22 protein-coding genes are annotated in these 21,696 nt (G+C 44.5%); 11 read left to right on the top strand and 11 right to left on the bottom strand.

Translation table 11 applies throughout. The features are described 5' to 3' along the window. Window positions 1-44: 44 nt before the first annotated feature. The gene (locus B3355_RS06965; protein ID WP_292781907.1) at window positions 45-434 is read right to left on the bottom strand and encodes a hypothetical protein; all 390 of its coding nucleotides are present in this window, start codon (window positions 432-434) and stop codon (window positions 45-47) included. A 294-nt stretch (window positions 435-728) separates the two neighbouring features. Between B3355_RS06965 and B3355_RS06960 the strand changes: the two genes are divergently transcribed. The 6 genes from B3355_RS06960 (at window position 729) to B3355_RS06935 (ending at window position 9,869) form a co-directional block, all read left to right on the top strand. Further along, entirely contained in the window at window positions 729-1,406 is a 678-nt protein-coding gene (locus tag B3355_RS06960; protein WP_047516687.1) for a heavy metal response regulator transcription factor, read from the top strand. Then, complete coding sequence (locus B3355_RS06955) at window positions 1,403-2,797, top strand: heavy metal sensor histidine kinase (RefSeq protein ID WP_292781904.1); 1,395 nt, start codon at window positions 1,403-1,405, stop codon at window positions 2,795-2,797. The genes B3355_RS06960 and B3355_RS06955 overlap by 4 nt, the downstream gene beginning before the upstream one ends. A 144-nt stretch (window positions 2,798-2,941) precedes the next feature. Beyond that, complete coding sequence (locus B3355_RS06950) at window positions 2,942-3,268, top strand: copper-binding protein (RefSeq protein ID WP_052179068.1); 327 nt, start codon at window positions 2,942-2,944, stop codon at window positions 3,266-3,268. A 498-nt stretch (window positions 3,269-3,766) separates the two neighbouring features. Next, entirely contained in the window at window positions 3,767-5,095 is a 1,329-nt protein-coding gene (locus B3355_RS06945; protein ID WP_081979326.1) for a TolC family protein, read from the top strand. Continuing rightward, window positions 5,092-6,711 carry an efflux RND transporter periplasmic adaptor subunit gene (locus B3355_RS06940; RefSeq protein WP_052179066.1) on the top strand — a complete coding sequence of 540 codons (1,620 nt, stop codon included), beginning with the start codon at window positions 5,092-5,094 and terminating at the stop codon, window positions 6,709-6,711. The genes B3355_RS06945 and B3355_RS06940 overlap by 4 nt, the downstream gene beginning before the upstream one ends. Before the next feature lie 2 nt (window positions 6,712-6,713). After that, the gene (locus B3355_RS06935; protein WP_052179063.1) at window positions 6,714-9,869 is read left to right on the top strand and encodes an efflux RND transporter permease subunit; all 3,156 of its coding nucleotides are present in this window, start codon (window positions 6,714-6,716) and stop codon (window positions 9,867-9,869) included. 120 nt (window positions 9,870-9,989) lie between these two features. On the opposite strand, the gene cueR is transcribed toward B3355_RS06935, so the two are convergent. Then, on the bottom strand, window positions 9,990-10,397 hold the full coding sequence (gene cueR, locus B3355_RS06930) for a Cu(I)-responsive transcriptional regulator (RefSeq protein ID WP_047516677.1): 408 nt from the start codon (window positions 10,395-10,397) through the stop codon (window positions 9,990-9,992). Window positions 10,398-10,530: 133 nt separating this feature from the next. Here cueR and B3355_RS06925 point away from each other — a divergent pair, with 133 nt between their 5' ends. Further along, a complete protein-coding gene (locus B3355_RS06925; protein WP_047516674.1) occupies window positions 10,531-10,722 on the top strand; it encodes a heavy-metal-associated domain-containing protein in 192 nt (63 codons plus the stop codon). Between the two features lie 52 nt (window positions 10,723-10,774). Here the strand turns inward: B3355_RS06925 and B3355_RS06920 are convergent, their stop codons facing one another. From B3355_RS06920 to B3355_RS06900, 5 genes are all read right to left on the bottom strand, one after another. Next, on the bottom strand, window positions 10,775-13,258 hold the full coding sequence (locus tag B3355_RS06920) for a heavy metal translocating P-type ATPase (RefSeq protein WP_047516671.1): 2,484 nt from the start codon (window positions 13,256-13,258) through the stop codon (window positions 10,775-10,777). A 377-nt stretch (window positions 13,259-13,635) separates the two neighbouring features. Further along, the gene (locus B3355_RS06915; protein ID WP_152604423.1) at window positions 13,636-13,923 is read right to left on the bottom strand and encodes a hypothetical protein; all 288 of its coding nucleotides are present in this window, start codon (window positions 13,921-13,923) and stop codon (window positions 13,636-13,638) included. Between the two features lie 216 nt (window positions 13,924-14,139). Then, window positions 14,140-14,484, bottom strand: coding sequence for an XRE family transcriptional regulator (locus B3355_RS06910; protein ID WP_047516666.1), 345 nt, complete (start codon window positions 14,482-14,484; stop codon window positions 14,140-14,142). A 74-nt stretch (window positions 14,485-14,558) separates the two neighbouring features. Next, a complete protein-coding gene (locus B3355_RS06905) occupies window positions 14,559-14,768 on the bottom strand; it encodes an MbcA/ParS/Xre antitoxin family protein (protein WP_047516662.1) in 210 nt (69 codons plus the stop codon). 113 nt (window positions 14,769-14,881) lie between these two features. Further along, complete coding sequence (locus B3355_RS06900) at window positions 14,882-15,289, bottom strand: hypothetical protein (RefSeq protein ID WP_047516660.1); 408 nt, start codon at window positions 15,287-15,289, stop codon at window positions 14,882-14,884. A gap of 89 nt (window positions 15,290-15,378) precedes the next feature. Here B3355_RS06900 and B3355_RS06895 point away from each other — a divergent pair, with 89 nt between their 5' ends. Further along, window positions 15,379-15,663 (top strand): helix-turn-helix domain-containing protein, encoded by a 285-nt coding sequence (locus tag B3355_RS06895; protein WP_047516657.1) that lies wholly within the window; start codon window positions 15,379-15,381, stop codon window positions 15,661-15,663. Between the two features lie 9 nt (window positions 15,664-15,672). Here B3355_RS06895 and B3355_RS06890 read toward each other — a convergent pair whose 3' ends face one another. Both B3355_RS06890 and B3355_RS06885 read right to left on the bottom strand, forming a co-directional pair. Beyond that, on the bottom strand, window positions 15,673-16,266 hold the full coding sequence (locus tag B3355_RS06890) for a Got1/Sft2-like family vesicle transport protein (protein WP_047516654.1): 594 nt from the start codon (window positions 16,264-16,266) through the stop codon (window positions 15,673-15,675). A gap of 32 nt (window positions 16,267-16,298) precedes the next feature. Then, entirely contained in the window at window positions 16,299-16,949 is a 651-nt protein-coding gene (locus tag B3355_RS06885) for a helix-turn-helix domain-containing protein (RefSeq protein ID WP_081979325.1), read from the bottom strand. 93 nt (window positions 16,950-17,042) lie between these two features. On the opposite strand from B3355_RS06885, the gene B3355_RS06880 reads away from it, so the two are divergent. The 3 genes from B3355_RS06880 (at window position 17,043) to istB (ending at window position 19,829) form a co-directional block, all read left to right on the top strand. Then, window positions 17,043-17,330 carry a helix-turn-helix domain-containing protein gene (locus tag B3355_RS06880; RefSeq protein ID WP_152604422.1) on the top strand — a complete coding sequence of 96 codons (288 nt, stop codon included), beginning with the start codon at window positions 17,043-17,045 and terminating at the stop codon, window positions 17,328-17,330. A 203-nt stretch (window positions 17,331-17,533) separates the two neighbouring features. Continuing rightward, window positions 17,534-19,075 carry an IS21 family transposase gene (gene istA, locus B3355_RS06875; protein WP_047516648.1) on the top strand — a complete coding sequence of 514 codons (1,542 nt, stop codon included), beginning with the start codon at window positions 17,534-17,536 and terminating at the stop codon, window positions 19,073-19,075. 1 nt (window position 19,076) lies between these two features. Next, complete coding sequence (gene istB / locus B3355_RS06870) at window positions 19,077-19,829, top strand: IS21-like element helper ATPase IstB (RefSeq protein ID WP_047516645.1); 753 nt, start codon at window positions 19,077-19,079, stop codon at window positions 19,827-19,829. A 77-nt stretch (window positions 19,830-19,906) separates the two neighbouring features. Here istB and B3355_RS06865 read toward each other — a convergent pair whose 3' ends face one another. Further along, window positions 19,907-20,896, bottom strand: a complete 990-nt coding sequence (locus B3355_RS06865; RefSeq protein WP_047516642.1) for a GTP pyrophosphokinase — start codon at window positions 20,894-20,896, stop codon at window positions 19,907-19,909. Beyond that, window positions 20,893-21,345, bottom strand: coding sequence for a nucleoid-associated protein (locus B3355_RS06860; protein ID WP_292781863.1), 453 nt, complete (start codon window positions 21,343-21,345; stop codon window positions 20,893-20,895). Before B3355_RS06860 ends, B3355_RS06865 begins: the two co-directional genes overlap by 4 nt. Window positions 21,346-21,696: the final 351 nt, after the last annotated feature.

The raw sequence follows: 21,696 nt of genomic DNA, 5'->3' as shown, positions 1-21,696 counted from the left end.
TCGTGAACTAATAGCCAGCCTGTTGTAGGCTGGCCTGGTGAGATTTAGTGTTTATGAGTACCGGATTCTGCAGAGCTGCCATTTAATTCGGTTACCATATGATAATCAGTCATCATCTGATCCATCATTTGGTTCATGATATTTTGGTGCTCGGCAAACCAGTCATCCCGCTCTTTTTCGGTCATGCCTGCTTTTGGTTTCATAGACCGGCAGGTATCCATATTCTCATGCATTAATTTCATATGGTTGTCTAAAAGTTTTTGCCGTTCGGCCCCTTTGGCTGCCTGTGCTTGTTGTTGGACTTGCTTTGCCTGGGTGACACGTTGGATAAGCTGGCGTTGAGCTTCATCCATGCCAGCATTTGCGAGTGAAAAGAAGCCTGCAGCACAAAGTGCAATCACGATCATCATACGATTCAAAGTTTGCTTATTCATCTTGAAGCCTTTCTTAAATAATTTAAGTATTTATGCCTTGAGCTTTACTTCTTATCATTTGGCATTGAAATGACAGTTACCATTTTGCGCTGGGCTTGTTGACCACAACCTGACGGCAATATTACAAACTTGTCATGCTGTCTAGTGCGAACAAAAGCTGACATCATAAAAATGCCTATATTGATAGATGTTCCATAACTGATTGATGACTAGCGCATTACATCTTTGTAATCTTTGCCAGAGCCGTTAAATCTCATGCACAATTGATAGCATTAAGCTCGGTGCAAATTGCATATGAAAATCCTGATTATTGAAGATGAAACCAAAACCGGAGACTACCTGAAACAAGGCTTGTCCGAAGCAGGATTTGTGACTGATATCATGCGCGATGGCATCGATGGCTTGCATATGGCGATGACAGAAGATTACGATTTAATTATTCTTGACGTCATGTTGCCTGGCATGGATGGCTGGCAAGTTGTGAAGACTGTGCGGCAAATCGGCAAAGAAATGCCTGTCCTCTTTCTTACCGCACGTGATCAGATTGAAGACCGTGTTAAAGGGTTGGAATTAGGTGCCGATGACTACCTGGTTAAACCATTTGATTTTTCTGAATTGCTTGCACGTGTCAGAACGCTATTAAGGCGCGGTAAAATCAAAGAGGCAGAAGTATTGGAAGCTGCCGATTTAAAGTTGGACCTATTACGCCGACGAGTCAGCCGAGCAGGTAAACGAATCGAACTTACATCCAAAGAGTTTTCATTACTGGAATTATTGCTTCGCCGCCAAGGTGAGGTACTGCCACGTTCGCTCATTGCTTCCCAAGTTTGGGATATGAATTTCGATAGCGATACCAATGTCATTGAAGTCGCCATGCGACGCCTGCGTATGAAGGTGGACGATGACTTTGAACCCAAGCTCATCCAGACCATAAGAGGGATGGGGTATGTTTTAGAAACCCCTGAAAAATGATGCGCCCGCAATCGATTACCTTTCGGCTAACTCTGTTTTTCTCGACAGCATCAACTATAGTTTTGCTTTTGATCGGGCTATTAGTTGACTCACTAGTAGAGTCACACTTTGAACATATGGACCAAACTGAGCTTGAAGGAAAGCTTCAGCTCATAAGGCATGCTTTAGCAAATGTCCACTCTGACATGGATATGACTGAATTACCCGGTAAGTTAAATGACGCGCTTGTTGGTCATGCAGGTCTATTTGCTGCCATTCTGGACGCAAAACAACACCTTGTTTTTTCAACGACAGATAAAGCATTGACCGATCACCTGATGAGCAGGTTGACATCAAAAATATCATCTCAACATTCAAAAATGGTGATATTGAATCATGATGTTCAAATGTATAGAGGCCTATCTGCATATGCCGCCACTGACATACCAGGGCAGCCAAAAATGTTAATTGGTTTGGCCACTAATATAGAACATCACCAAGAGTTCATGGCAGCATTCCATCGCAACCTGTGGTTAGCGATTTGTGCCTGTATTGTCTTAACCATTCTATTAGGCTGGTTCGCTGCTAGGCGTGGTCTTGCCCCTGTTCGTGAAATGGCGGAAGTGACCAGAGGTGTTTCTGCAAGTCATTTAGGAGAGCGTATTCCCCTTGAATCTGTTCCACTTGAGTTGAATGGGTTAGCGCTCGATTTTAATGATATGTTGGCACGGCTAGAAAGCTCCTTTAAGCGTCTTTCGGAATTCTCATCTAATCTTGCTCACGAATTACGGACTCCGATTAGTAACTTGATGACCCAAACTCAGGTCATGCTGTCACGTGAGCGTTCTGCTGACGAGTATAGGGAAATACTATATTCAAGCCTGGAGGAGTATAAACGCCTGGCTCGCATGATCTCAGACATGTTGTTATTGGCCAAAGCTGATAATGGTCAACTTGTTCCAGATACAGAATTAATTGATTTGGCGCATGAGGTAAATGAACTTTTTGCGTTTTATGAAGCGGTGGCAGAAGAGAAAAATGTGGTGCTGACTGTATTGGGAGAGGCAACCACTAAAGGCAATAAGTTGATGTTGAGAAGAGCTCTAAGCAATCTTCTTTCTAATGCGATTCGACACACTTTAAAAAATAGTGAAGTCATAGTTCGGATTGAAACCCAACCAAATTTGGTGACATTGACGGTTGAGAATTCAGGAGAGCAGATCCCGTCGGAACATATACCTTTGTTGTTCAACCGTTTCTATCGCGTAGATCCATCCCGACAGAAAACCAGCGATGGCGCAGGCTTAGGGCTGGCAATTACAAAATCAATCATCGAAGCTCATCAAGGCAAAATTCGTGTCGTTTCTGATCAACATTCGACTAGGTTCGAAATCACTTTAACCAAAGGCTAATCTAACAATCGTCGAAAATGCCTCTTGACCTTACCATTATGGAAAGCTTTAGGATGACCGTGTTCCTCAGATGCCAAGGAATATCAATGATGTGTAACATTGTATTGAAAGACCCCCATTAATTAGAGATCACAAGGATTAAATATGAAAAAAATCATTACAAGTGTGTTTGTTCTGATTGCAAGCGCAATAGCAATTCCCGGCTTTACCATGGATGATATGCCTATGTCGTCTGAAAAGGTTTCAGAAAAGGTAATCACTGGCAAGGGTAAGGTGATGTCTATCAACAAATCCACCAATCAAATTAGACTCAAACATGAGCCAATCCCAGCTTTGAATTGGCCGGCGATGAATATGGAATTTAAGGTCAAAGAGAAAGCGTTACTCGACAAAGTAAAGATAGGTGACAACGTGACATTTACACTTGCTCCATCTGGTCAAGATTACGTTATCACCAGCCTGAAACAATAACGACCCAAACACTTGTTGGAATGTAACTTGACTGCTATATTCGGCAACTATATGAAGCTGATGCGCATAACGACCATGCTGTTGATACTGATACTGGCCTCTAGTCCAGTACTGGCGTCAGTGTGCTCTGTCTCCTGCGCATTGGATCAAGCTAGACACATGCAACAGGATAAGTTTGAAATTGCCATGCCATCTATGGATGTCGGTCATTGTGAGCATATGCAGCAATCGCCACCCGTCCAGCCTTCCGACACTCAAGACTCGTCACAGCAACATAACCATTGTTCTATGGCTGGCTGCCACTTTTCAATCGCGGCCACCCTGGAGTTAGACAAACAGGATTTCATGCTGAATGTTCCTGAGCATCAGCTATTGCACTTCAATGACTTTAGACGTTCCGCAGAACTCCCTCCCCCGATAAAACCTCCGGCTTGATTTGATATTCAGGGGCCCATACGTGCCCCTTGTTTGTCATTTTGAGTATTTCAGGAGTGTTTTATGAAAATCCTATCTCTAGGTATGCGCCTACTTTGCGGCTGGTCGCTCTTTTTCACCTATTCAGTCTATGCAGAACATGCCATGCATGGAGGCTTCGCCTCAGCGAATAGTCTTTCTTTAGGCGAGGCTATTGAATTATCAATTCAAAGGCAACCATTACTGCAGTCACTAGTAGATGCTGCCAAGGCGTCCAGAACCTCTGCTATCGCAGAAGCACAACTGCCGGATCCAAAAGTAAAACTTGGCATTATCAATCTTCCGGCAACAAATCGGGATGCATTTCGATTTGACCGTGAAGAAATGACCATGACCAGTATTGGCCTAGAGCAGGAAATGGTTCCGCAGGCCAAACGTGAGGCCACAGCGCAGTATTTGAATGCTGAGGCTAGACAATATGAAACGGAGCAATTAGTCAGCCAGCGCAACATACAGAGAGAGGTTGCCATCGCTTGGCTAGACACCTACGCTGCCCAACACAAGTTTGCACTGTATCGGGAAATCATAGAAACCATGCATGCCGAGCGCAAGGCCGCACTTGGTGCAGCCAGTACCGGTGGCAAGCCATTGAGTGACATCCTTAAACTGGATGCTCAATTAGCGTCTGCCAGGGACAAATCCCTGATGGCTCAGTTGGAAGAAAGAAAAGCACGTGCAGGACTCGCACGTTGGCTGGGAAATGATGCCAAAAGACAGCTCAGCGATGAGATGCGTCTTTATACGCCCAAACGCCCGCAGCTAACCATCCTAGACCAGCGTTCAGAACTGGAAGATAACCCTCAATTACTCAATGCAAGACAACAAGAGGCTGTGGCAGTCTCTGACCTTGATCGCGCTCAACTAGGCAAGCTATCGAACTGGAGTTGGGAGGTCGGTTACGGCAAGCGTTTTGCAGGCGCAAGTGACATGGTGACTTTCCAGGTTGCCTTTGATTTGCAAACAGATAGAGCGCACCGCCAGGATCAGCGTACGGCCGAAAAACAGTTGTTGCTAGAACGGGCGCGCAAGCTAACAGAGGATCGCCGCTTAGAACTGTCAGCAGCACTGGAGGCTGCACGTGCAGACTGGGAAATCACTGAGGCTCGCGAACTCGAACATCAGCAGCGTCTCATTCCTGCTGCGGATGCCAGGCTCAAATTGCTAGAAGCTGCCTATCGTGCAGGCAAGCCTAACTTGGCAGAGGTCTGGGAAGCAAAACGAGATGTGTTGGAAATACAGATTGAGCATTTGAATATCCAGACTGAACTACAACGTGCAGCAATCAATATTGCATTCCTCTTGAATGACGAACATTTTTTCACCGCACAATCACCTGCAGGGAGTCACCCATGAAACGCTTGAACCAGATATCACTTGTCATACTGTTTGCGCTGGTCAATATGGGAATTTGGTTGTGGTGGTTGCAGTCGCATGGCTCTGCTCCCTCATCGGAAACAACACCCAAAGCTGAGACATCTGCACCAATGATCAATGGTGTAGTACAGGACGGTAGTGGCAAAACCGTTGCATATTGGTATGACCCTATGGTCCCTACGCAGAAATTTAACAAGCCAGGCAAGTCACCGTTTATGGACATGCAACTGGAACCCAAATACATGGAAGCGAATACTGAAAATGCTGGGGTCTCTATCCCAGCGCAAATTCAGCAAAATCTGGGAATACGCTTAGCAACCGCCAGTATGTCCCAATTTGGGGAAACCTTGTCGGCAGTCGGCCGCATTGAACCAAACCAGCGCGGGTACTACGTAGTACAAACCCGTGTGCCAGGCTTTGTAGAGCGCTTAAGCGTACGCGCCATCGGAGATAATGTTGTCAAAGGACAAAAAGTCGCAGAGGTATATGCGCCTGAATTATTGACCGCACAACAGGAGTATTTAGCTCTATTGGCATATCAGCCTGGTTCAGAGAATGCTAACGCCGGTGAAATGTCGTTCAATACCCGCGACCTTGCACAGGCTGCACGTAACCGTCTGAAGTTACTCGGGATGAGCGAGAGCGAAATTGTAGCCATCACCCATGCTGGCCGTGCCAATGCACGCTTCAGTGTTTATGCCCCGGCATCCGGCATCGTGACGGAATTGGGCTTGCGCGAAGGGGCACAACTGATGCCCGGCAGCAGCTTGATGCAAATCACTGACTTTTCGAATGTATGGCTAATAGCAGAAGTCCCGGAGCGGGATGTAGGCCGCGTACACCTAGGCAGCGAAGCAGACATCCAGCTACAAGGCATGCCAGGTGAAACATTAAAAGGTAAAGTCAGCTATGTTTATCCCACGCTGGATAACACATCACGCACTATGCAGGTACGCATTGAGTTGCCAAATAAACAGGGCAAGCTGCGCACCGGCATGTTTGCCAATATTATGCTGGCAGGTGCTAAGCATGAATCAATTGCTGTTCCGAGTGAGTCGGTCATCGTGACGGGCACCCGTAAAGTGGTGATCGTCAAACTGCCAACCGGGTTTAAACCGGTCGAGGTGACTACCGGAGAAGAATATGCTGGCAATACCGAAATACTTTCTGGTTTGTCAGACGGTGACCAGGTTGTGGCATCCGGTCAGTTCCTGATTGACTCGGAAGCTTCGCTCTCAGGAGTACTTGCAAAGCTCTCACAGACAACACCCTCAGAAGCAACCGAAATATCGATGAAGATGGATGGACACAACACTCCCCAGTCTGCTCAGAAAATGCCACAGGGTAGCGGCAAAGTGACGGCCATAGATCGCAAAAATAGTCAGGTTACCCTCGCGCACGATCCGATTCCTGACTTGGGTTGGCCAGCTATGACCATGGCCTTTCAGGTAAAGGATGTCATGCAGCTGGATACGCTTAAACCAGGCGACCAAGTGAGCTTCGACCTAAAGTCTGACCCGGTAACGGAACAGTACGACATCGAGCATATCCACAAACAGTCTGACCAAGCGCGTGTGATGAAGGGGCAGAAGTAACCATGCATACACCTAAACAACCATCTCACACACTTGGCGTCATCACTAGATTGATCCAGGTGTCGGCTGCCAACCCACTTCTGGTCATTCTGGTTAGCTTAATAATCACGGCCTGGGGTTTTTTTGCCATGCTACGAGCCCCTCTGGATGCCATCCCTGACTTGTCTGACACGCAAGTTATCATCCGTACGCCCTGGGCCGGCCAAGCACCACAGATTGTCGAAAACCAAATTACCTATCCGTTGACGACGACGATGCTTTCCGTACCTGGGGTGAAAACAGTACGCGGCTATTCTTTCTTTGGCGATTCATTTGTTTATATCTTGTTTAATGATGGCACAGATCAATACTGGGCCAGATCGAGGGTACTGGAATACTTAAGCCAGATATCTTCGCGCCTACCCAAAGGTGCTTCACCTAGCTTGGGTCCGGACGCAACTGGTGTGGGCTGGGTTTACGAATATGCATTGGTGGATAAATCCGGTCAGCATGATCTTGGTGAATTACGGGCCATGCAGGACTGGTTTCTCAAATTTGAGTTGAAAACCATCCCTGGCGTGGCCGAGGTAGCGACGTTAGGTGGTCTGGTTCGCCAATATCAAATACAGGTGGATCCAGATAAATTGCGTAACTACAGAATCCCATTATCGAAAGTGACTGCGGCCATTCAAAATGCCAATCAGGACACAGGTGGTGCAGTGATTGAGCTGGGCGAGGCGGAATACATGATACGGGCGCACGGTTATCTAGACACGCTAGAAGACTTCAAAGCCATTCCAATCAGTGTCTCGGAAGCGGGGACGCCGATTCTGCTAGCGGATATTGCCCGCGTGCAGCTAGGCCCAGAATTGCGCCGTGGCATAGCTGAGTTGAATGGTGAGGGGGAAGTTACAGGTGGCGTGATTGTCGTCCGTGCTGGTCAAAATGCATTACAGGTGATTGATGCCGTCAAATTAAAACTTGAAACACTAAAAAAGAGCCTGCCTGCAGGCGTCGAGGTAGTCACGACTTACGACAGGTCCCAACTAATCAAGCGTGCAGTTGATAATCTCACTCATAAGCTGATTGAAGAGTTTCTCGTCGTAGCGCTAGTATGCCTGGTGTTCTTATGGCATCTCAGGTCAGCCATGGTGGCGATTGTCGCATTGCCACTGGGTATATTGATCAGTTTTATAGTTATGGACTATCAGGGCATCAATGCCAACATCATGTCACTGGGTGGTATTGCGATTGCCATTGGCGCCATGGTCGATGCTGCCATTGTGATGATAGAGAATGCGCACCGCAAACTCGAAGAGTTTCGCATAGCAAATGGGGAGCCTGATCAGCGACAAAGAGCAGCGGTGATTATTGAGGCGGCCTGCGAAGTTGGCCCGGCTTTATTTTTCTCATTGCTGATTATTACCTTGTCATTCATTCCGGTATTTACGCTGGAAGCCCAAGAAGGAAAATTGTTTGCACCGCTGGCTTATACCAAAACCTATGCCATGGCCGCAGCAGCTGGTCTGTCAGTCACATTGATTCCCGTATTAATGACCTTTTTCATTCGTGGCAAGATACGCCCCGAAGCTGATAATCCATTAAATCGCTGGTTGATCGCCATTTACAAGCCCATGCTTTCGCAAGTACTCAAGCATCCGGTACTGACCTTGGGGGTGGCAGTACTCCTGGTCGTCATGACATTGATCCCACTCGGTAAACTGGGTAGTGAATTCATGCCTCCGCTTGATGAAGGAGATTTGCTCTACATGCCCACTGCTTTACCAGGCCTATCTGCGTCCAAAGCTTCCGAAATTTTGCAGTTAAGTGACCGCCTGATTAAGACGGTGCCTGAAGTGAAATCGGTATTCGGTAAGTCAGGTCGTGCAGAAACAGCTACTGACCCTGCGCCCCTCGAAATGCTGGAGACAACCATTCAATTCAAGCCACGTTCGGAGTGGCGTGCGGGCATGACCACCGAGAAACTGATCCATGAACTAGATACCAGATTGAAAATACCTGGCATGGCCAATGTCTGGGTGCAACCCATACGCAATCGCATTGACATGCTATCTACTGGGATCAAAAGTCCGGTAGGTATTAAAATCGGAGGAGCGGATCTGGCCACTTTGGAGAAACTCGGTCAGGAAGTAGAACGCATCATGAAAACGGTCCCCGGCGTGGGTTCGGTTATTGCTGAACGAGCTACTGGTGGACGTTATCTGGATGTGCGCATCGACAGATTGAAGGCAGCACGCTACGGTTTGAATATTACCGATGTCAACGAACTGGTTTCTAGCGCAATTGGCGGTGACAATATCGGCGAGAAGATTGATGGGCTGGCACGTTTTCCGATCAATCTGCGCTTTCCGAGGGAGGTCCGGGACTCCGCCGATAAGCTCAAAACGCTGCCTATCATTACAGAGTCAGGTGCCAGCGTACCCTTGGGAGCCATAGCAGAGGTTAGCTACACCAACGGTCCGCCGATGATCAAAAGTGAAAATGCACGCCCCAATGTCTGGGTGTATGTTGATATACAGGATAGAGACTTGGGTAGTTTTGTTAACGAAGCCAAGGCCACATTGGATAAACAATTACAACTTCCAGCTGGCTACTCACTCAACTGGTCTGGACAGTTTGAATATTTTGAACGCGCATCTAAACGACTAAGTTATGTGGTGCCCATGACCATAGGGATCATTTTCATACTGCTGTTTATGGCATTTAAACGGATAGGGCCTGCTTTGTTAATCTTAACCAGCCTGCCATTTGCTTTGGTGGGTGCCATCTGGTTTCTGTACCTGCTTGGTTACCATTTTTCTATTGCCAGTGGTGTTGGCATGATTGCCTTATCCGGTCTGGCTGCTGAATTCGGCATTATCATGTTGGTTTATCTGGATGAGGCTGTAGACCGTTACAGGCAAGCCGGAAAACTAAACAGCAAGCAAGATTGGCATGATGCCTTGATTGAAGGTGCTGCTTTGCGAGTACGCCCTAAGGCCATGACAGTGGCCGTGATCTTGGCTGGCTTGATTCCGATATTGATTGGGGACGGAACTGGCTCTGAGGCAATGAGTCGGATAGCAGCTCCTATGGTTGGAGGAATGTTAACTGCCCCATTACTGTCACTTTTTGTACTACCTGCAGCCTATATGTTGCTCATAAGAAAAACAAACTGATAAAAATAGGGCCGGAGCATGCCAGTGTGATGGCCCTAAACACTCTTCAATTCTGAAGTCATCACCCTCACAGCTCGATTAAACATTTTTAATAACAAGCATTCTTCAAGGCTAACCACATCAGGCAACGTGATCCGATAAACCGTCAATAATAGGACACTCTGGCCGATCATCTCCATGACAGCAGTCCACCAGCTTTTTTAGCTCAGATTTAATTTTCGCTAATTGTGTAATCTTTTGCTCCAAATCCTGTACATGCTTTTGGGCCAGTGCTTTTACATCACTGCTCGACCGGTCTGGGTCTCCCCATAAACCAAGTAAATCCTCTATTTGTTTAATTGAAAACCCAAGATCGCGTGCATGACGGATGAAAGTTAGCGTATGCACATCTTTCTCAGAATATTGTCTATATCCAGACAAAGTACGTGAAGCCGCTTGTAGCAAGCCAACACTTTCATAATGCCGGATCATTTTCGCAGATATTCCGGATTGTTTGGCAGCCTGACCGATGTTGAAAAACCGACTCATGATGATGGCTCCTTAATGTAACGCGAACATTCTTTTGTACTGCTTCATTTTATTATCAACTAAAACGCTTGACCTTCCAATCATTGGAAGGTCTATGCTTAAGATACTATCAACTTCAACCAAGGAGTTCATTATGCAATTACATATTGAAAATATGACGTGTGGCGGTTGTGCCCGGGGTGTCACCAAGGCCATTAAAGATGTAGACCCAGAAGCCAATATCGTGACTGACCCGCCAAATAGGTCGGTGACAGTTGAAAGCTCTGCTGCTCCAGGTCTGATAGTTTCTGCTTTGGAAAAAGCCGGCTTCCCACCTCGCCAGTAGTAAATCATCAGCCTGTTGAATTTATCAACAGGCTTTTTTATGTACATATTTCTTAAGCAACTAGCGGCTGGAAACGACGTAACCGCAAAGCATTTGCAAGTACAAATACACTCGATAAGGCCATGGCGCCAGCTGCAATGATTGGCGACAGCAATAATCCAAAGGCTGGGTACAATGCCCCAGCAGCAACCGGTATCAATGCCGTGTTATAGCTGAAGGCCCAGAACAGGTTTTGCCGAATGTTGCCTATGGTTGCCTTTGATAAGGCAATAGCGTTTGGAACGCCTTGAAGATTGCCAGAAATCAAAACCACATCGGCTGACTCCACAGCCACATCGGTTCCGGTACCGATGGCGAGGCCGACATCAGCCTCAGCCAGTGCCGGCGCATCATTGATACCATCTCCCACAAAAGCGGTATACCCGTAACTCGATTTCAAGCGACGAATTGCTTCGACTTTACCTTCAGGCATTACTTCAGCGATGACTTCGTCTATACCCAACTGATTTGCGATTGCACGGGCTGTGCGGGCATTGTCACCGGTAATCATAGCCACTTTCAGGCCTAGTTGATGCAATGCGGCTATCGCTAGTGGTGTGCTAGCTTTGATGGGATCAGCGACTGCAATAATCGCTGCCAGTTTTCCATCAATCGCCGCATATAAAGGTGACTTGCCTTCTTTGCCTAGTCGTTCAGCTGTGTTTGCAAAGTTTTCTACCCCTAGACCGAGTGCACGTATAAATCGGTCGGCACCTATCTCAATCTTCGCCCCTCCTACCGTTGCTCGAACTCCCATACCGGTAATGGATTCGAAATCGTCCAATTCCGGCAATATAATGCTCTCTTCATTAGCTGCGGCCACAATGGCACGGGCAATTGGATGTTCAGATTGAGATTCCACGGTTGCCACTTTTGCTAGAACATCACTGCGGTCAAAGCCTATTGCGACTTCTAAATCGGTCAGCACTGGACGACCTTCCGTTAACGTGCCGGTTTTATCTACGGCCACTACTTGAGCGTCTTTCAGCATTTGCAAGGCTTCGCCTTTTTTGAAAAGCACACCCAATTCAGCACCTCGGCCAGTACCGACCATAATAGAGGTTGGTGTGGCCAAGCCCATCGCACACGGGCAAGCAATGATCAATACAGCCACGGCATTGACCAGTCCATATGTCAAAGCTGGAGATGGCCCAAATATCATCCAAGCTATAAAGGTGATAACGGCTGCAAGCATAACCGCAGGCACAAACCACATAGTGACCTTATCGACGACCGCTTGAATAGGCAATTTGGAACCTTGTGCCTGTTCAACCATACGGATGATTTGTGCAAGCATGGTCTGTCCACCAATGGCTTCAGCACGCACTCTAAAAGCGCCTGTTTGGTTGATGGTTCCGCCTACAACGCGTGAACCTTGTGTTTTTTCAACTGGTATTGGTTCACCCGTGATCATTGATTCATCTACAAAGCTTTGACCATCAGTGACTGTGCCGTCCACGGGTATTCTTTCGCCTGGTTTTACTTCAATCATGTCATCTATTACTACGTCATTGATTGCAATACTTACAAAACTTCCATTACGCATCACATGCGCTTCTTTGACTTGCATTTTTGCCAATCGCTTAATCGCTTCTGATGTACGACCTTTAGCTTTCGATTCGAGATAACGACCAAGCAAAACCAATACAACAATGATCGCTGCAGCCTCGTAGTAAACATTGACTGTGCCATCAGGTAAAAGGTGAGGGATGAATGTCGCGACAACAGAATATCCAAATGCAGCCGTAGTTCCTACAGCAACAAGAGAGTTCATGTCTGGGGCTAGGCGATAAAGGGCGGGAAAGCCTTTCTGGTAGAAACGCCGTCCAGGTATGGTCAATACAATTGCTGTTAATGCGAACTGCAGGTACCAGCTCCAATCCATGCCAATTGTAGAAAGAATCAACTCATGCGCGCCCGGAATGAAGTGAGAGCCCATTTCAAGTAGAAACACGGGTAAAGCGAAGGCGGTGGCTAAGTACAGGTCGCGTTTTAGCGCTGCTCTTTCAGCATCTTTTTTGAGACTATTGGCATCGTTATCAGGCTCAAATCCTGAAGAAATCTCTTTTGCCTCATATCCGATATTAGTGATCGCGGAAATCAGTTCATTCGCTGAAACATTTCCTTTAATGGTTGCTCGTTCGGTCGCTAAGTTTACTGTGGCTTCAGAAACACCTGGCACTCCTTTGATGGCACTTTCCACGCGACCTACACAACTGGCGCATGTCATTCCTTCTACAGAGAGCTCTATCGTATTGCTTGGCACGCTATATCCCACATTTTCAACTGCGGTGATTAATTCTTTGCGATCCACTGGTTTTACCAAGTGAATATCTGCACGTTCAGTGGCTAAGTTGACTGATACACTGCCTACACCATCCACTTTTGATAATGCAGTTTCCACTCTACCTACACAACTGGCGCAGGTCATACCGTCAATGGGCAAATTGATAATGTCAGGATTTGAACTCTTGTTTTCGATGCGTTCTGTAGTCATCACGGACTCCTTGCATAGTCGTGAGTCACACTTTAAACCTTCCCATATGGGTAAGGTCAAGCCAATCCTGATAATCCTATGGTTGAGGGCTGACGGAAATATTGATCACAGGAATTACTAAAGTCGGTGAATCCACGCAGATAATTAGAAGCTCTCAATCTGACCTAAGGGGGTAAACTCATCAACATAGTTCATTCATTATTAATCTGTAGCTGCACTTCATTGGCTTCCGGATTAAGTGAGCTTATTGAATTTGTTTTTTGTTTTCTAATTTTTTCTTATAGTTGTGCATTTTGTAGGCAAAAATGGACAATCCAATGGCAAAGATGGTACCAATAATACTTAGGTAAATCGCTACATTAAGCATGGCTCACTTATCACTTTTCTTTATTTATCCCAGCCCAACCATCTGAGATCGCCTTTTTGATTTCATCAAGAGAAGCTACATTGTTGGTCTTTTCGGCCAACATTCCGAAGAAATGTGATTCAGACAATTTTGCGTAAGTCTCAGACATTTCGCGCTGGCTTTTTCTCAATAAATCGATTTCTTCTGCAGTCAGCATCCGAGAGCTATTTAGATCTCTCTTTGCTAACAATTGATGCAGTTTGCGGGTTGAGGGAGTCAAAGAGTCATTAAATTCTTCATTCTCTGAGTCACTTCTCATATTCAAGCCCTCTGTGAATTAATTGAAAATACCTGACTTTGCAGGATATTACAGGCTTTTTGCAATATCAACTCCAGCCTGAAACTACCACTAAACTCTATTGTTTATGCCTAAACTTTATTGTCCGTATACATCAACGTACATAAATCAGACGCATACCACTTTGACCTAGAAACCTGATGATCAAGAGATCATCTGACAACTAGACCTTATGCATTAAAGTGGCGCGCTCTTGTCAGGCGCAACTTCAATTTTCAAGTCTGAAAAATTGCTTATACTTACTGCGCCACAAGGAAAACAAGCGACAATTTCCAACTCGCCACCCATTGCCTCGATATGGGTCCTCAAACTAGATAAATACATATCTGCGCGTTTTTCTAATTTTGCAATTGATTGTTGCTGAACATTCAATACTTGAGCCAGCATTAGTTGAGAGAGGCCATATGCTTGCTTTAATTGATGAAGTGGCAACTCTCTTAAAAGTTGTTCTGTCATAGCTTGAGAACGCAGCTGCGATTCAGATCTCATATTTAACCGAATATCCGAGAATTCTTTAGCCATCTTTGACTCATTTCTTTTATGTGTTAACAGTATCATCGAACAACATTTCAGCTGAATTCTTGAATCGCTTGAGCTTAAACCGCTCCGCCATAATTTATGGCACTTAATATTTTCTGAACCTCAGCAAATCCAGAGGATGATTTGGCCATAACGATAGGAGCACCCCCTAACAAGGCGTGATATTGATTGAGCCAAGACTCAGCAACCGGTTCGGAACCGAAGGCATGAAGAGCCAAAGCACGAATCTGTACAAGGTTTGCAGCACTGTTAGACTCTACAATCATATTAACCTACTGGTTTAATGCGGAGGTGATTCATGAAATCCTGGTTAAGGGTTATTCGTCCTCCGACTGCTACGGTTAGTGTGATAATTTGCATCCTAATAATGTGTCCTATGCTAACTAATTGATGAGTACACTTTATTAATTTGCACGAGGCTTTCTTTCTTTGACAGACTGAAGAGGCGCCCGTCGTTTAGTTCGATCGTGACCTTTTCTGTATCATCGGTTTTGTTTTGATACACTGATTTAATTATTTCTTTTTGCCATGTCCTGGCGCCATCTAATGTGAAAGAGTTCATCAGATAAATATGGTTGATTTTTAATTCTGTGTTTTTGATCAAACTCAGTAAATCATCATCTGCACCAATAATTATTTCAATTGATTCAGAGCTTCCTTTAATGGAAGTGCAGTTTGCGTGAAACCAATAATCACAATCAACAAGATAGACGTAGCGCCAATAATTGGGATTAAGATCGCCTATATTAGTATGCGGAATATTATCCTCATCAATTGTTACTAACATTATTTCGGAATATTCGATGAATGTGTCCTTTAGATTATAGTCCTTTAGGACACATTTTGGCTATATAAGCTCCTTTATAGGGGCTTCGTATGGAAATTCAAAAAGCGCTGGGTTTAGCCATCAAAGAGATTCGAATAAGTAAAGGATTAACGCAAGAGTTTTTTAGTGACATATCAAGCAGAACTTATGTGTCAGTCCTGGAGAATGGAAAAAAGAGACCTTCCATAGAGAAGATTGATAGCTTGGCGACAGCCATGGGAATACACCCTCTGACAATACTTACACTATCGTATTTAATCTTGGATAAAGAATTAAATATTGCTGAGTTGCAAAATAAAATCTCAAGTGAGTTGGAAAAAATAAAATCAGTTTAAATCGTTAGCTTACTCAATCGTAAACGAACGTACGCGTAGGCTATCCAAGATTTTTATTTTTGGTAAGTCCTTCAGAACCCCGGAATGTTTTAGAGTTTGCCAAGGTGCAACCATGAATTTCTTAATATGATAAATACAAATACCCCATACACTTAGGATCGTGCCTAGTGCCAAAAGTATTCCCCATACGGATACGCTGGATGAACCAGTAATGGCAAACAAATTAATCCCACAAACGAAACTGATGATTACCAATATAACGAAACCAATAATAGGCGACACTTTGTCTGGTGTGACAAGAACTTTATTCTGATTCACTCTAATTTGACCAGACTTGATCAATGTTTTTACCTCTATGTCGGTTAAGTTGTATCGATTTTTGATTGCAATGATTTTAGTACGTACTACCGAATTAGCATTCAATCCGAAGCGATACTTAAACATTCTTTGATTACCCAATGCCACTCGGTCCAGCTCCTCATCTGAACGAGTCGCCATATACACCTTCATTGATACGGGTAGATTTAATTCATAGTAGTCCCGGTTGGCATTTCTTTGTTGTTCAGCAATGTTCAATTCTATATTTTGAGCTTGATTAGTCATGATGAGTGTATGCAGTATCAGAGATTAAATAATCATCCTTCGTAGTAGTCTCGTCCAGCATTACGCTGAATAGAATTAATGTTGATGCTAATCGACGTTGGCTGTTGGGTTAGTAAACTCAAAGGATCTACAGTGTTTTTGGATTCAAAATGCGCTGCTACAGCGGCCATGATATTACGTTGACGTAATGTCTCATCAGTCCACAAATGACCGTTATAAAGCTCAATCGCTAAATCAAAATCTTCAATATCAGGTTTTATCCCATCCAAGAACTTTTTGATTTCAGGATCCGTGCCAGCCTCATTTAACTTGTTATTCTGGATTAGGAGCATGATAGCTTTTGCTGCAATATCTTTCTTTAGAATAGCCCCTCTGGCAATTGATATTTGAAGCTGAATCATTCGTAAGAAAGAAATATCAATTTGAGTTTCACCTTTCATGGTGCCCTCGCCAGTCAAAAGCCAATCTATTGAGATGCCAAATTCAATTTTTAAGGCATAGAGAAATTCAGCACCAGGTTTTTTGATGCCTCTCAGAACATCACTGACAAAACCTTGCGACACTTTAACCCTTGCAGCAAATTCAGATTGGCTCAATCCAAACATAGCTAATAGCGAAGATAATCTTGTTCCAATGCTATCAAGATTAGATAAGGAAGTTGAACGTATGGCTTGATTATTCATATCAGTATAAGATATATTAATTTATCTCTAAAGAGATATAAAATACTTAATAGAGATAGGTTACTCTTTAATACGGACTTTGTCATCTCCAATATGGATGGAATTGAAATCAATTATCGGCTTCGACGTCTTGGAATAACCCAAGCGAAAATTGCACGCACCCTTGGTGTAGCCAGTGGTGTGGTGAGCAATGTAATTCATGATCGAATTACTGCTTATGCGGTAGCAAGCCATATTGCGCGATTGTTGGAGTGTGAAATAGAAGATTTATGGCCGAAGCGCTACGTGTTTAAGCCAAGAAAAAGTACAACTCAGAAGGACGCTATGAATGCATGCGTATTATTGGAAGGAGACGTGAAATGCCCTGATGAAATTGATTGATCCATTGTGGGCCCATAAAACGCAAAACCCGAGGATTCCGGCCTCGGGTTGCGAACTGCTATCAAGTAATCGACTTGAAACTGTAGTATCTGCGCCACGCGTGAAGATGTCAAGTCACGCGTGATGGGCTTTTTCATCCCTGTGATTGAAAAGATTGCGTTAAGCAGCTGTTCTCGCATTCTAAATAAAGGAGAAAATCCCTGATGCGGATTCCAATACATTTACAGCGTGAAATCTCACGGCTGTATTTTCATACCCCCGAACAATCATCTCGTGCGATTAGCCGCTCTATTGGTGTTGCAGCCAATACAGTATCCAGGCTTGTTGATGCCATTAAAAAAAGCAATAAAAGTTCTGAAGAGTTGAACGAATTAGATGATGATGCGTGGCAAGTAGCTCTGAGTCTTACACAGAGAACTAGGACAACAAAAGAAAATCCTGATTGGGCACACATACATCAGGAAATGCTTCGACCCGAAGCAACCAGAGAACAATTATGGCGGGAATGGAAAGAAAACAATCCTAACGGTATTGGATACTCTCAATTTACTGCCGGGTATAGAAAATGGATTGGTGCTCAAAGACTGGTCATGCGCCAAATTCACCGCCCTGGGGACAAAATGTTCACTGATTTCGCTGGCCAAACCATTGAAATTCGTAGCATGTCTGGAGAGGCTTCCCGTTACGCACAACTCTTTGTTGCTGTAATGGGATGTTCTAACTACACCTATCTTGAAGCCGTTTGGCAACAAACATCAGAGTGTTGGGTGAGTGCTCAAACTAATGCTTTGGAGTTTTTTGGAGGAATTCCGAATTGGATTGTCAGTGACAATCTTAAGGCTGCTGTAAGTCGACGGGAGCGTGATCGTATAACTATCAATCCTGCTTACTCGGAATTTCTCCGACACTATGGAGCAGCATCACTACCAACTAAGCCTAAATCACCTAAGCAAAATGCTAAAGCCGAAGCTGGCGTTCAGATCGCACAGCGATGGGTTTTGTTTGCCTTAAGAGATCGGATATTTTTTAGCCTAGAAGAAGCAAATCAAGAAATTCGTCGATTAAATATTGCTCTGAATGAACGCCCTTTTAAGAAAATGGAAGGGTGCAGGAAAAGTAGATTCGAAGCACTCGATTTGCCAGCCTTACGCCCGCTCTCCGAAACACGATATGTATATGCCAATTGGCGATATGCAGTTCGGGTTGGAGACGATTATCTTATCGAACACCAGAAATCTTTTTATTCAGTTCCATGGAGGTATCGTGGTGAAACAGTAGATGTCAGATTCAATGATCGGATGATTGAAGTATTCCGTAAAAATGTACGTATCGCAATTCATGCAATCATCAATGAAATTGGAGGCCTTTCCAGAATAGAAGATCATATGCCAGCCGCGCATCGTAACGTTCTTGAAGGTGAGCCTTTAGCTTTACTCAGGTGGGCGAAGAGCGTAGGCGAAAATGCAGAAAGAATGATTACCTATCATTTAACCGAACGACACGATCCAACCAACGGCATCAGGGCGGCAAGAAAAATGCGGGAGATCTCGAAGCTTTATGGAGAGGAGCGCTTTGAAGCTGTATGTACTTATGCCCTAAGCTTGAATATAACTGCACTTCGTAGCATTGAATCCATTATTAAAAATGATGCTGATTTGAGGGCTCGCCATATTGGAGCACTTTCACAGACTATAAATCGAACGGTGCACTCTGATGTTCGAGGACCAAATTATTTTGGAGAATAAGATGTCAATCGTTGAACAAACTTTATCGAACCTTCGATTACTTAAACTATCTGGAATGGCTGACACTTACAGCTTGCAACTTGATCAACCAAATTTGAATGTAAAATCGTTCGATGAAAGATTTGCCATGCTGGTTGATTACGAAATAACCAATCGGGAAACTCGACGTATTCAACGTTTTATTAAGTCAGCTGGCTTTCCGGAACGGTGTTCTTTAGAAGATCTGGATGACAGACCTAGTAGAGACTTGGATAAACAATTGATTTCAACATTGGCAACATGCGAGTGGATACATCGAAAGCAAAATTTAACCATCCGCGGCGCGACTGGTACTGGTAAAACCTGGCTTGGAACTGCTATTGGAACTCAAGCATGCAGGCTCGGCATATCGGTGATATACATACGTAGTAATCAGCTGCTTTCAGATATTGCGACAGCACTAGCTGACGGGTCACTAGCCAGTCTAAAAACTAAACTCATTAAACCGGCATTATTAGTTATTGACGATTTTGGACATGGACAAATCAATATATCCGTTGGCCATGTCCTTCTGGATATTATCGATCAACGGATGCGCTCAGGCTCTCTATTGTTTACAACTCAATATCCCTTTGAGCAATGGCATGACCTATTTCCGGATCCAACACTGGCAGACGCTATCCTGGATCGGGTAGTGCATCAGTCACATGTACTTCATTTGAAGGGGGAATCTATGCGTAAATTGCGCGCAAAGAAAAAGCTTACTGGTCAATAATACTTTGTTTAATCCAAACTGCTGCTTGATAAAGTAGAAGCGGCAGTTTGGTTCCTAAGACTAATGAAATCGATTTCTTAATCTGGTAACTTGATGCCGAGATCACTAAACACCAGATTAAGGTCATCCCTATCTAAAGGCCACATCTCCACAGTCCTGGCAGGACTATGAGATGCTAAGTAATAAATAAGCAATATGGCTGGTTGTGAAAATATGTGTCGGATTTCACGGTATTGTTTTATTTTCGGGTAGATATAGCCAACCTTATCCAAGAACGCTGAAATATCTGCAATCGGATTTTCAGGCAGTAATTCAAAATAAGTATCTACTAAAAGTTGATTTGATGGTTCCTCACCCACATTTTGGTGAATATTTGCTTGATATCTATCCTTTAATAAATCAAGGATATCGTTTTGTGGCTTGATTGCCTTCGCAATGTCTTGCATTGCCTGTTCGAAGAACTCGTCTGTTGCTTCGATCAAAGCCATACTTTTTGCAACAGTTCTTTTAACGCCTGGCTGCGCAACCGTTTTAGGCTTGTATAGCGTGTCGTGAGTCAGTTCACTATGGGCATGTTGCAGCAATGTCCTTATTTGGACCTCACAGGAAGTATTTTCTAATATTTCAATACCCGAAAATTTATTACCTTTTGTCGCGCGAAGTACGAAGTGCACCGATTGGTATGAGAATTCTAACGGTTTCTCTAAGCGCTCAGCTTCATAATCTCTGTCCTTGGAAGCATCCCAGAACAGTTTGTTTTCTGGCGCCTCAATAATTTGGCAGACCTTTTTGATGTCGCTAGTCAGTAGAACGACAAACCGCATACCGACCTTATCGGTAACATCATCGTAAGGATTTGCGTATTGCTTGCGATAGAAAGCCTTATCCACCAAAGTAGAGTCAAGCTTAAGTCTCGGTTTTACGGGAACCTTCAGAAAGTAATCGAGTTGGGTCGGAGCAATGGACGTTTTTAAAGCCTGCTCAATCGTGTATTTAATGAAATCAGCCCAAGCCTGGTAAACCGGTTTCTCCTGTTCCCAGCGCTTAAGGAACTCCTGTTCCGTCATTCTTGATCCATAATTCGACCCCGGATAATTATCTGGGTCCACTTAGGTGTTTGGCCATCTGCGGTGGGTTCGCCATCAATTACGCTCATGTTCACAAAGTCCTCAAATGTCTCTGGTGGAGCAGTCAATTTGATATTGTGGCCAAACACGATTTTGCGTTGTTTTAGTGCTGACGCCACTTCAGTTAGATCTTTGTGGATCGCATTTAATGTGAAGCTGTTTTGCACCATGTGCTGTCGATATGCGTCTTGCAATTCTGCGGTGGGAATATAAGCCTCCGAGAAAGCTGAAACTTGCACTGTCGCTGTATTATCCACTTTGAGATATGTTGTTAGTGCAGTCAGTAAATCACTTCTAGTTTCCTCATCAATATTCGCTCTCTTAATGAAGTCCTTAGTCAACGTATGAAACTGTTTTGTTTGGAATGCACTATCCGTTGGAAAAGCCAATCCTAAGAAGGTTTCGTAAAAGTACTGTGCCGCACCTTGACGNNACGATTTCCCTTTGTGGCAAGATCATCAAATAGAAATCCTTTCCATTGGGCTGACGGGTTTTCAGGACTCGGCACTGCATCAATATTCGCTTGGATGAATGCACCAATTTTGTAGAGCTTGGCCTGCGGAGTAAGAATTAAATCCTTTAAATATTGAAGTAATAGCTGTCCTTCTTCTTGCCGTTTAATAAATCCCGCATGTGGCTCAGCTTTAATCACGCACATTAAATTGCGTGCTGGATGACCGCATGTTCCCTCGATCACTACTACGATACCACCAGGAATCCCTTTGCTCTTCTGCGCTTCT

It is taken from the genome of Methylophilus sp. UBA6697, assembly GCF_002454655.1.
Taxonomy (GTDB): Bacteria; Pseudomonadota; Gammaproteobacteria; order Burkholderiales; family Methylophilaceae; genus Methylophilus.
This window is presented reverse-complemented; position numbering and strand designations above follow the sequence as displayed.

Bases quoted from the DNA above. Each gene is read 5' to 3' on its own strand.
- B3355_RS06965 (WP_292781907.1), bottom strand. From the start codon at position 434: ATGAATAAGCAAACTTTGAATCGTATGATGATCGTGATTGCACTTTGT.
- B3355_RS06960 (WP_047516687.1), top strand. From the start codon at position 729: ATGAAAATCCTGATTATTGAAGATGAAACCAAAACCGGAGACTACCTG.
- B3355_RS06955 (WP_292781904.1), top strand. From the start codon at position 1,403: ATGATGCGCCCGCAATCGATTACCTTTCGGCTAACTCTGTTTTTCTCG.
- B3355_RS06950 (WP_052179068.1), top strand. From the start codon at position 2,942: ATGAAAAAAATCATTACAAGTGTGTTTGTTCTGATTGCAAGCGCAATA.
- B3355_RS06945 (WP_081979326.1), top strand. From the start codon at position 3,767: ATGAAAATCCTATCTCTAGGTATGCGCCTACTTTGCGGCTGGTCGCTC.
- B3355_RS06940 (WP_052179066.1), top strand. From the start codon at position 5,092: ATGAAACGCTTGAACCAGATATCACTTGTCATACTGTTTGCGCTGGTC.
- B3355_RS06935 (WP_052179063.1), top strand. From the start codon at position 6,714: ATGCATACACCTAAACAACCATCTCACACACTTGGCGTCATCACTAGA.
- cueR (WP_047516677.1), bottom strand. From the start codon at position 10,397: ATGAGTCGGTTTTTCAACATCGGTCAGGCTGCCAAACAATCCGGAATA.
- B3355_RS06925 (WP_047516674.1), top strand. From the start codon at position 10,531: ATGCAATTACATATTGAAAATATGACGTGTGGCGGTTGTGCCCGGGGT.
- B3355_RS06920 (WP_047516671.1), bottom strand. From the start codon at position 13,258: ATGACTACAGAACGCATCGAAAACAAGAGTTCAAATCCTGACATTATC.
- B3355_RS06915 (WP_152604423.1), bottom strand. From the start codon at position 13,923: ATGAGAAGTGACTCAGAGAATGAAGAATTTAATGACTCTTTGACTCCC.
- B3355_RS06910 (WP_047516666.1), bottom strand. From the start codon at position 14,484: ATGGCTAAAGAATTCTCGGATATTCGGTTAAATATGAGATCTGAATCG.
- B3355_RS06905 (WP_047516662.1), bottom strand. From the start codon at position 14,768: ATGATTGTAGAGTCTAACAGTGCTGCAAACCTTGTACAGATTCGTGCT.
- B3355_RS06900 (WP_047516660.1), bottom strand. From the start codon at position 15,289: ATGTTAGTAACAATTGATGAGGATAATATTCCGCATACTAATATAGGC.
- B3355_RS06895 (WP_047516657.1), top strand. From the start codon at position 15,379: ATGGAAATTCAAAAAGCGCTGGGTTTAGCCATCAAAGAGATTCGAATA.
- B3355_RS06890 (WP_047516654.1), bottom strand. From the start codon at position 16,266: ATGACTAATCAAGCTCAAAATATAGAATTGAACATTGCTGAACAACAA.
- B3355_RS06885 (WP_081979325.1), bottom strand. From the start codon at position 16,949: ATGAATAATCAAGCCATACGTTCAACTTCCTTATCTAATCTTGATAGC.
- B3355_RS06880 (WP_152604422.1), top strand. From the start codon at position 17,043: ATGGATGGAATTGAAATCAATTATCGGCTTCGACGTCTTGGAATAACC.
- istA (WP_047516648.1), top strand. From the start codon at position 17,534: ATGCGGATTCCAATACATTTACAGCGTGAAATCTCACGGCTGTATTTT.
- istB (WP_047516645.1), top strand. From the start codon at position 19,077: ATGTCAATCGTTGAACAAACTTTATCGAACCTTCGATTACTTAAACTA.
- B3355_RS06865 (WP_047516642.1), bottom strand. From the start codon at position 20,896: ATGACGGAACAGGAGTTCCTTAAGCGCTGGGAACAGGAGAAACCGGTT.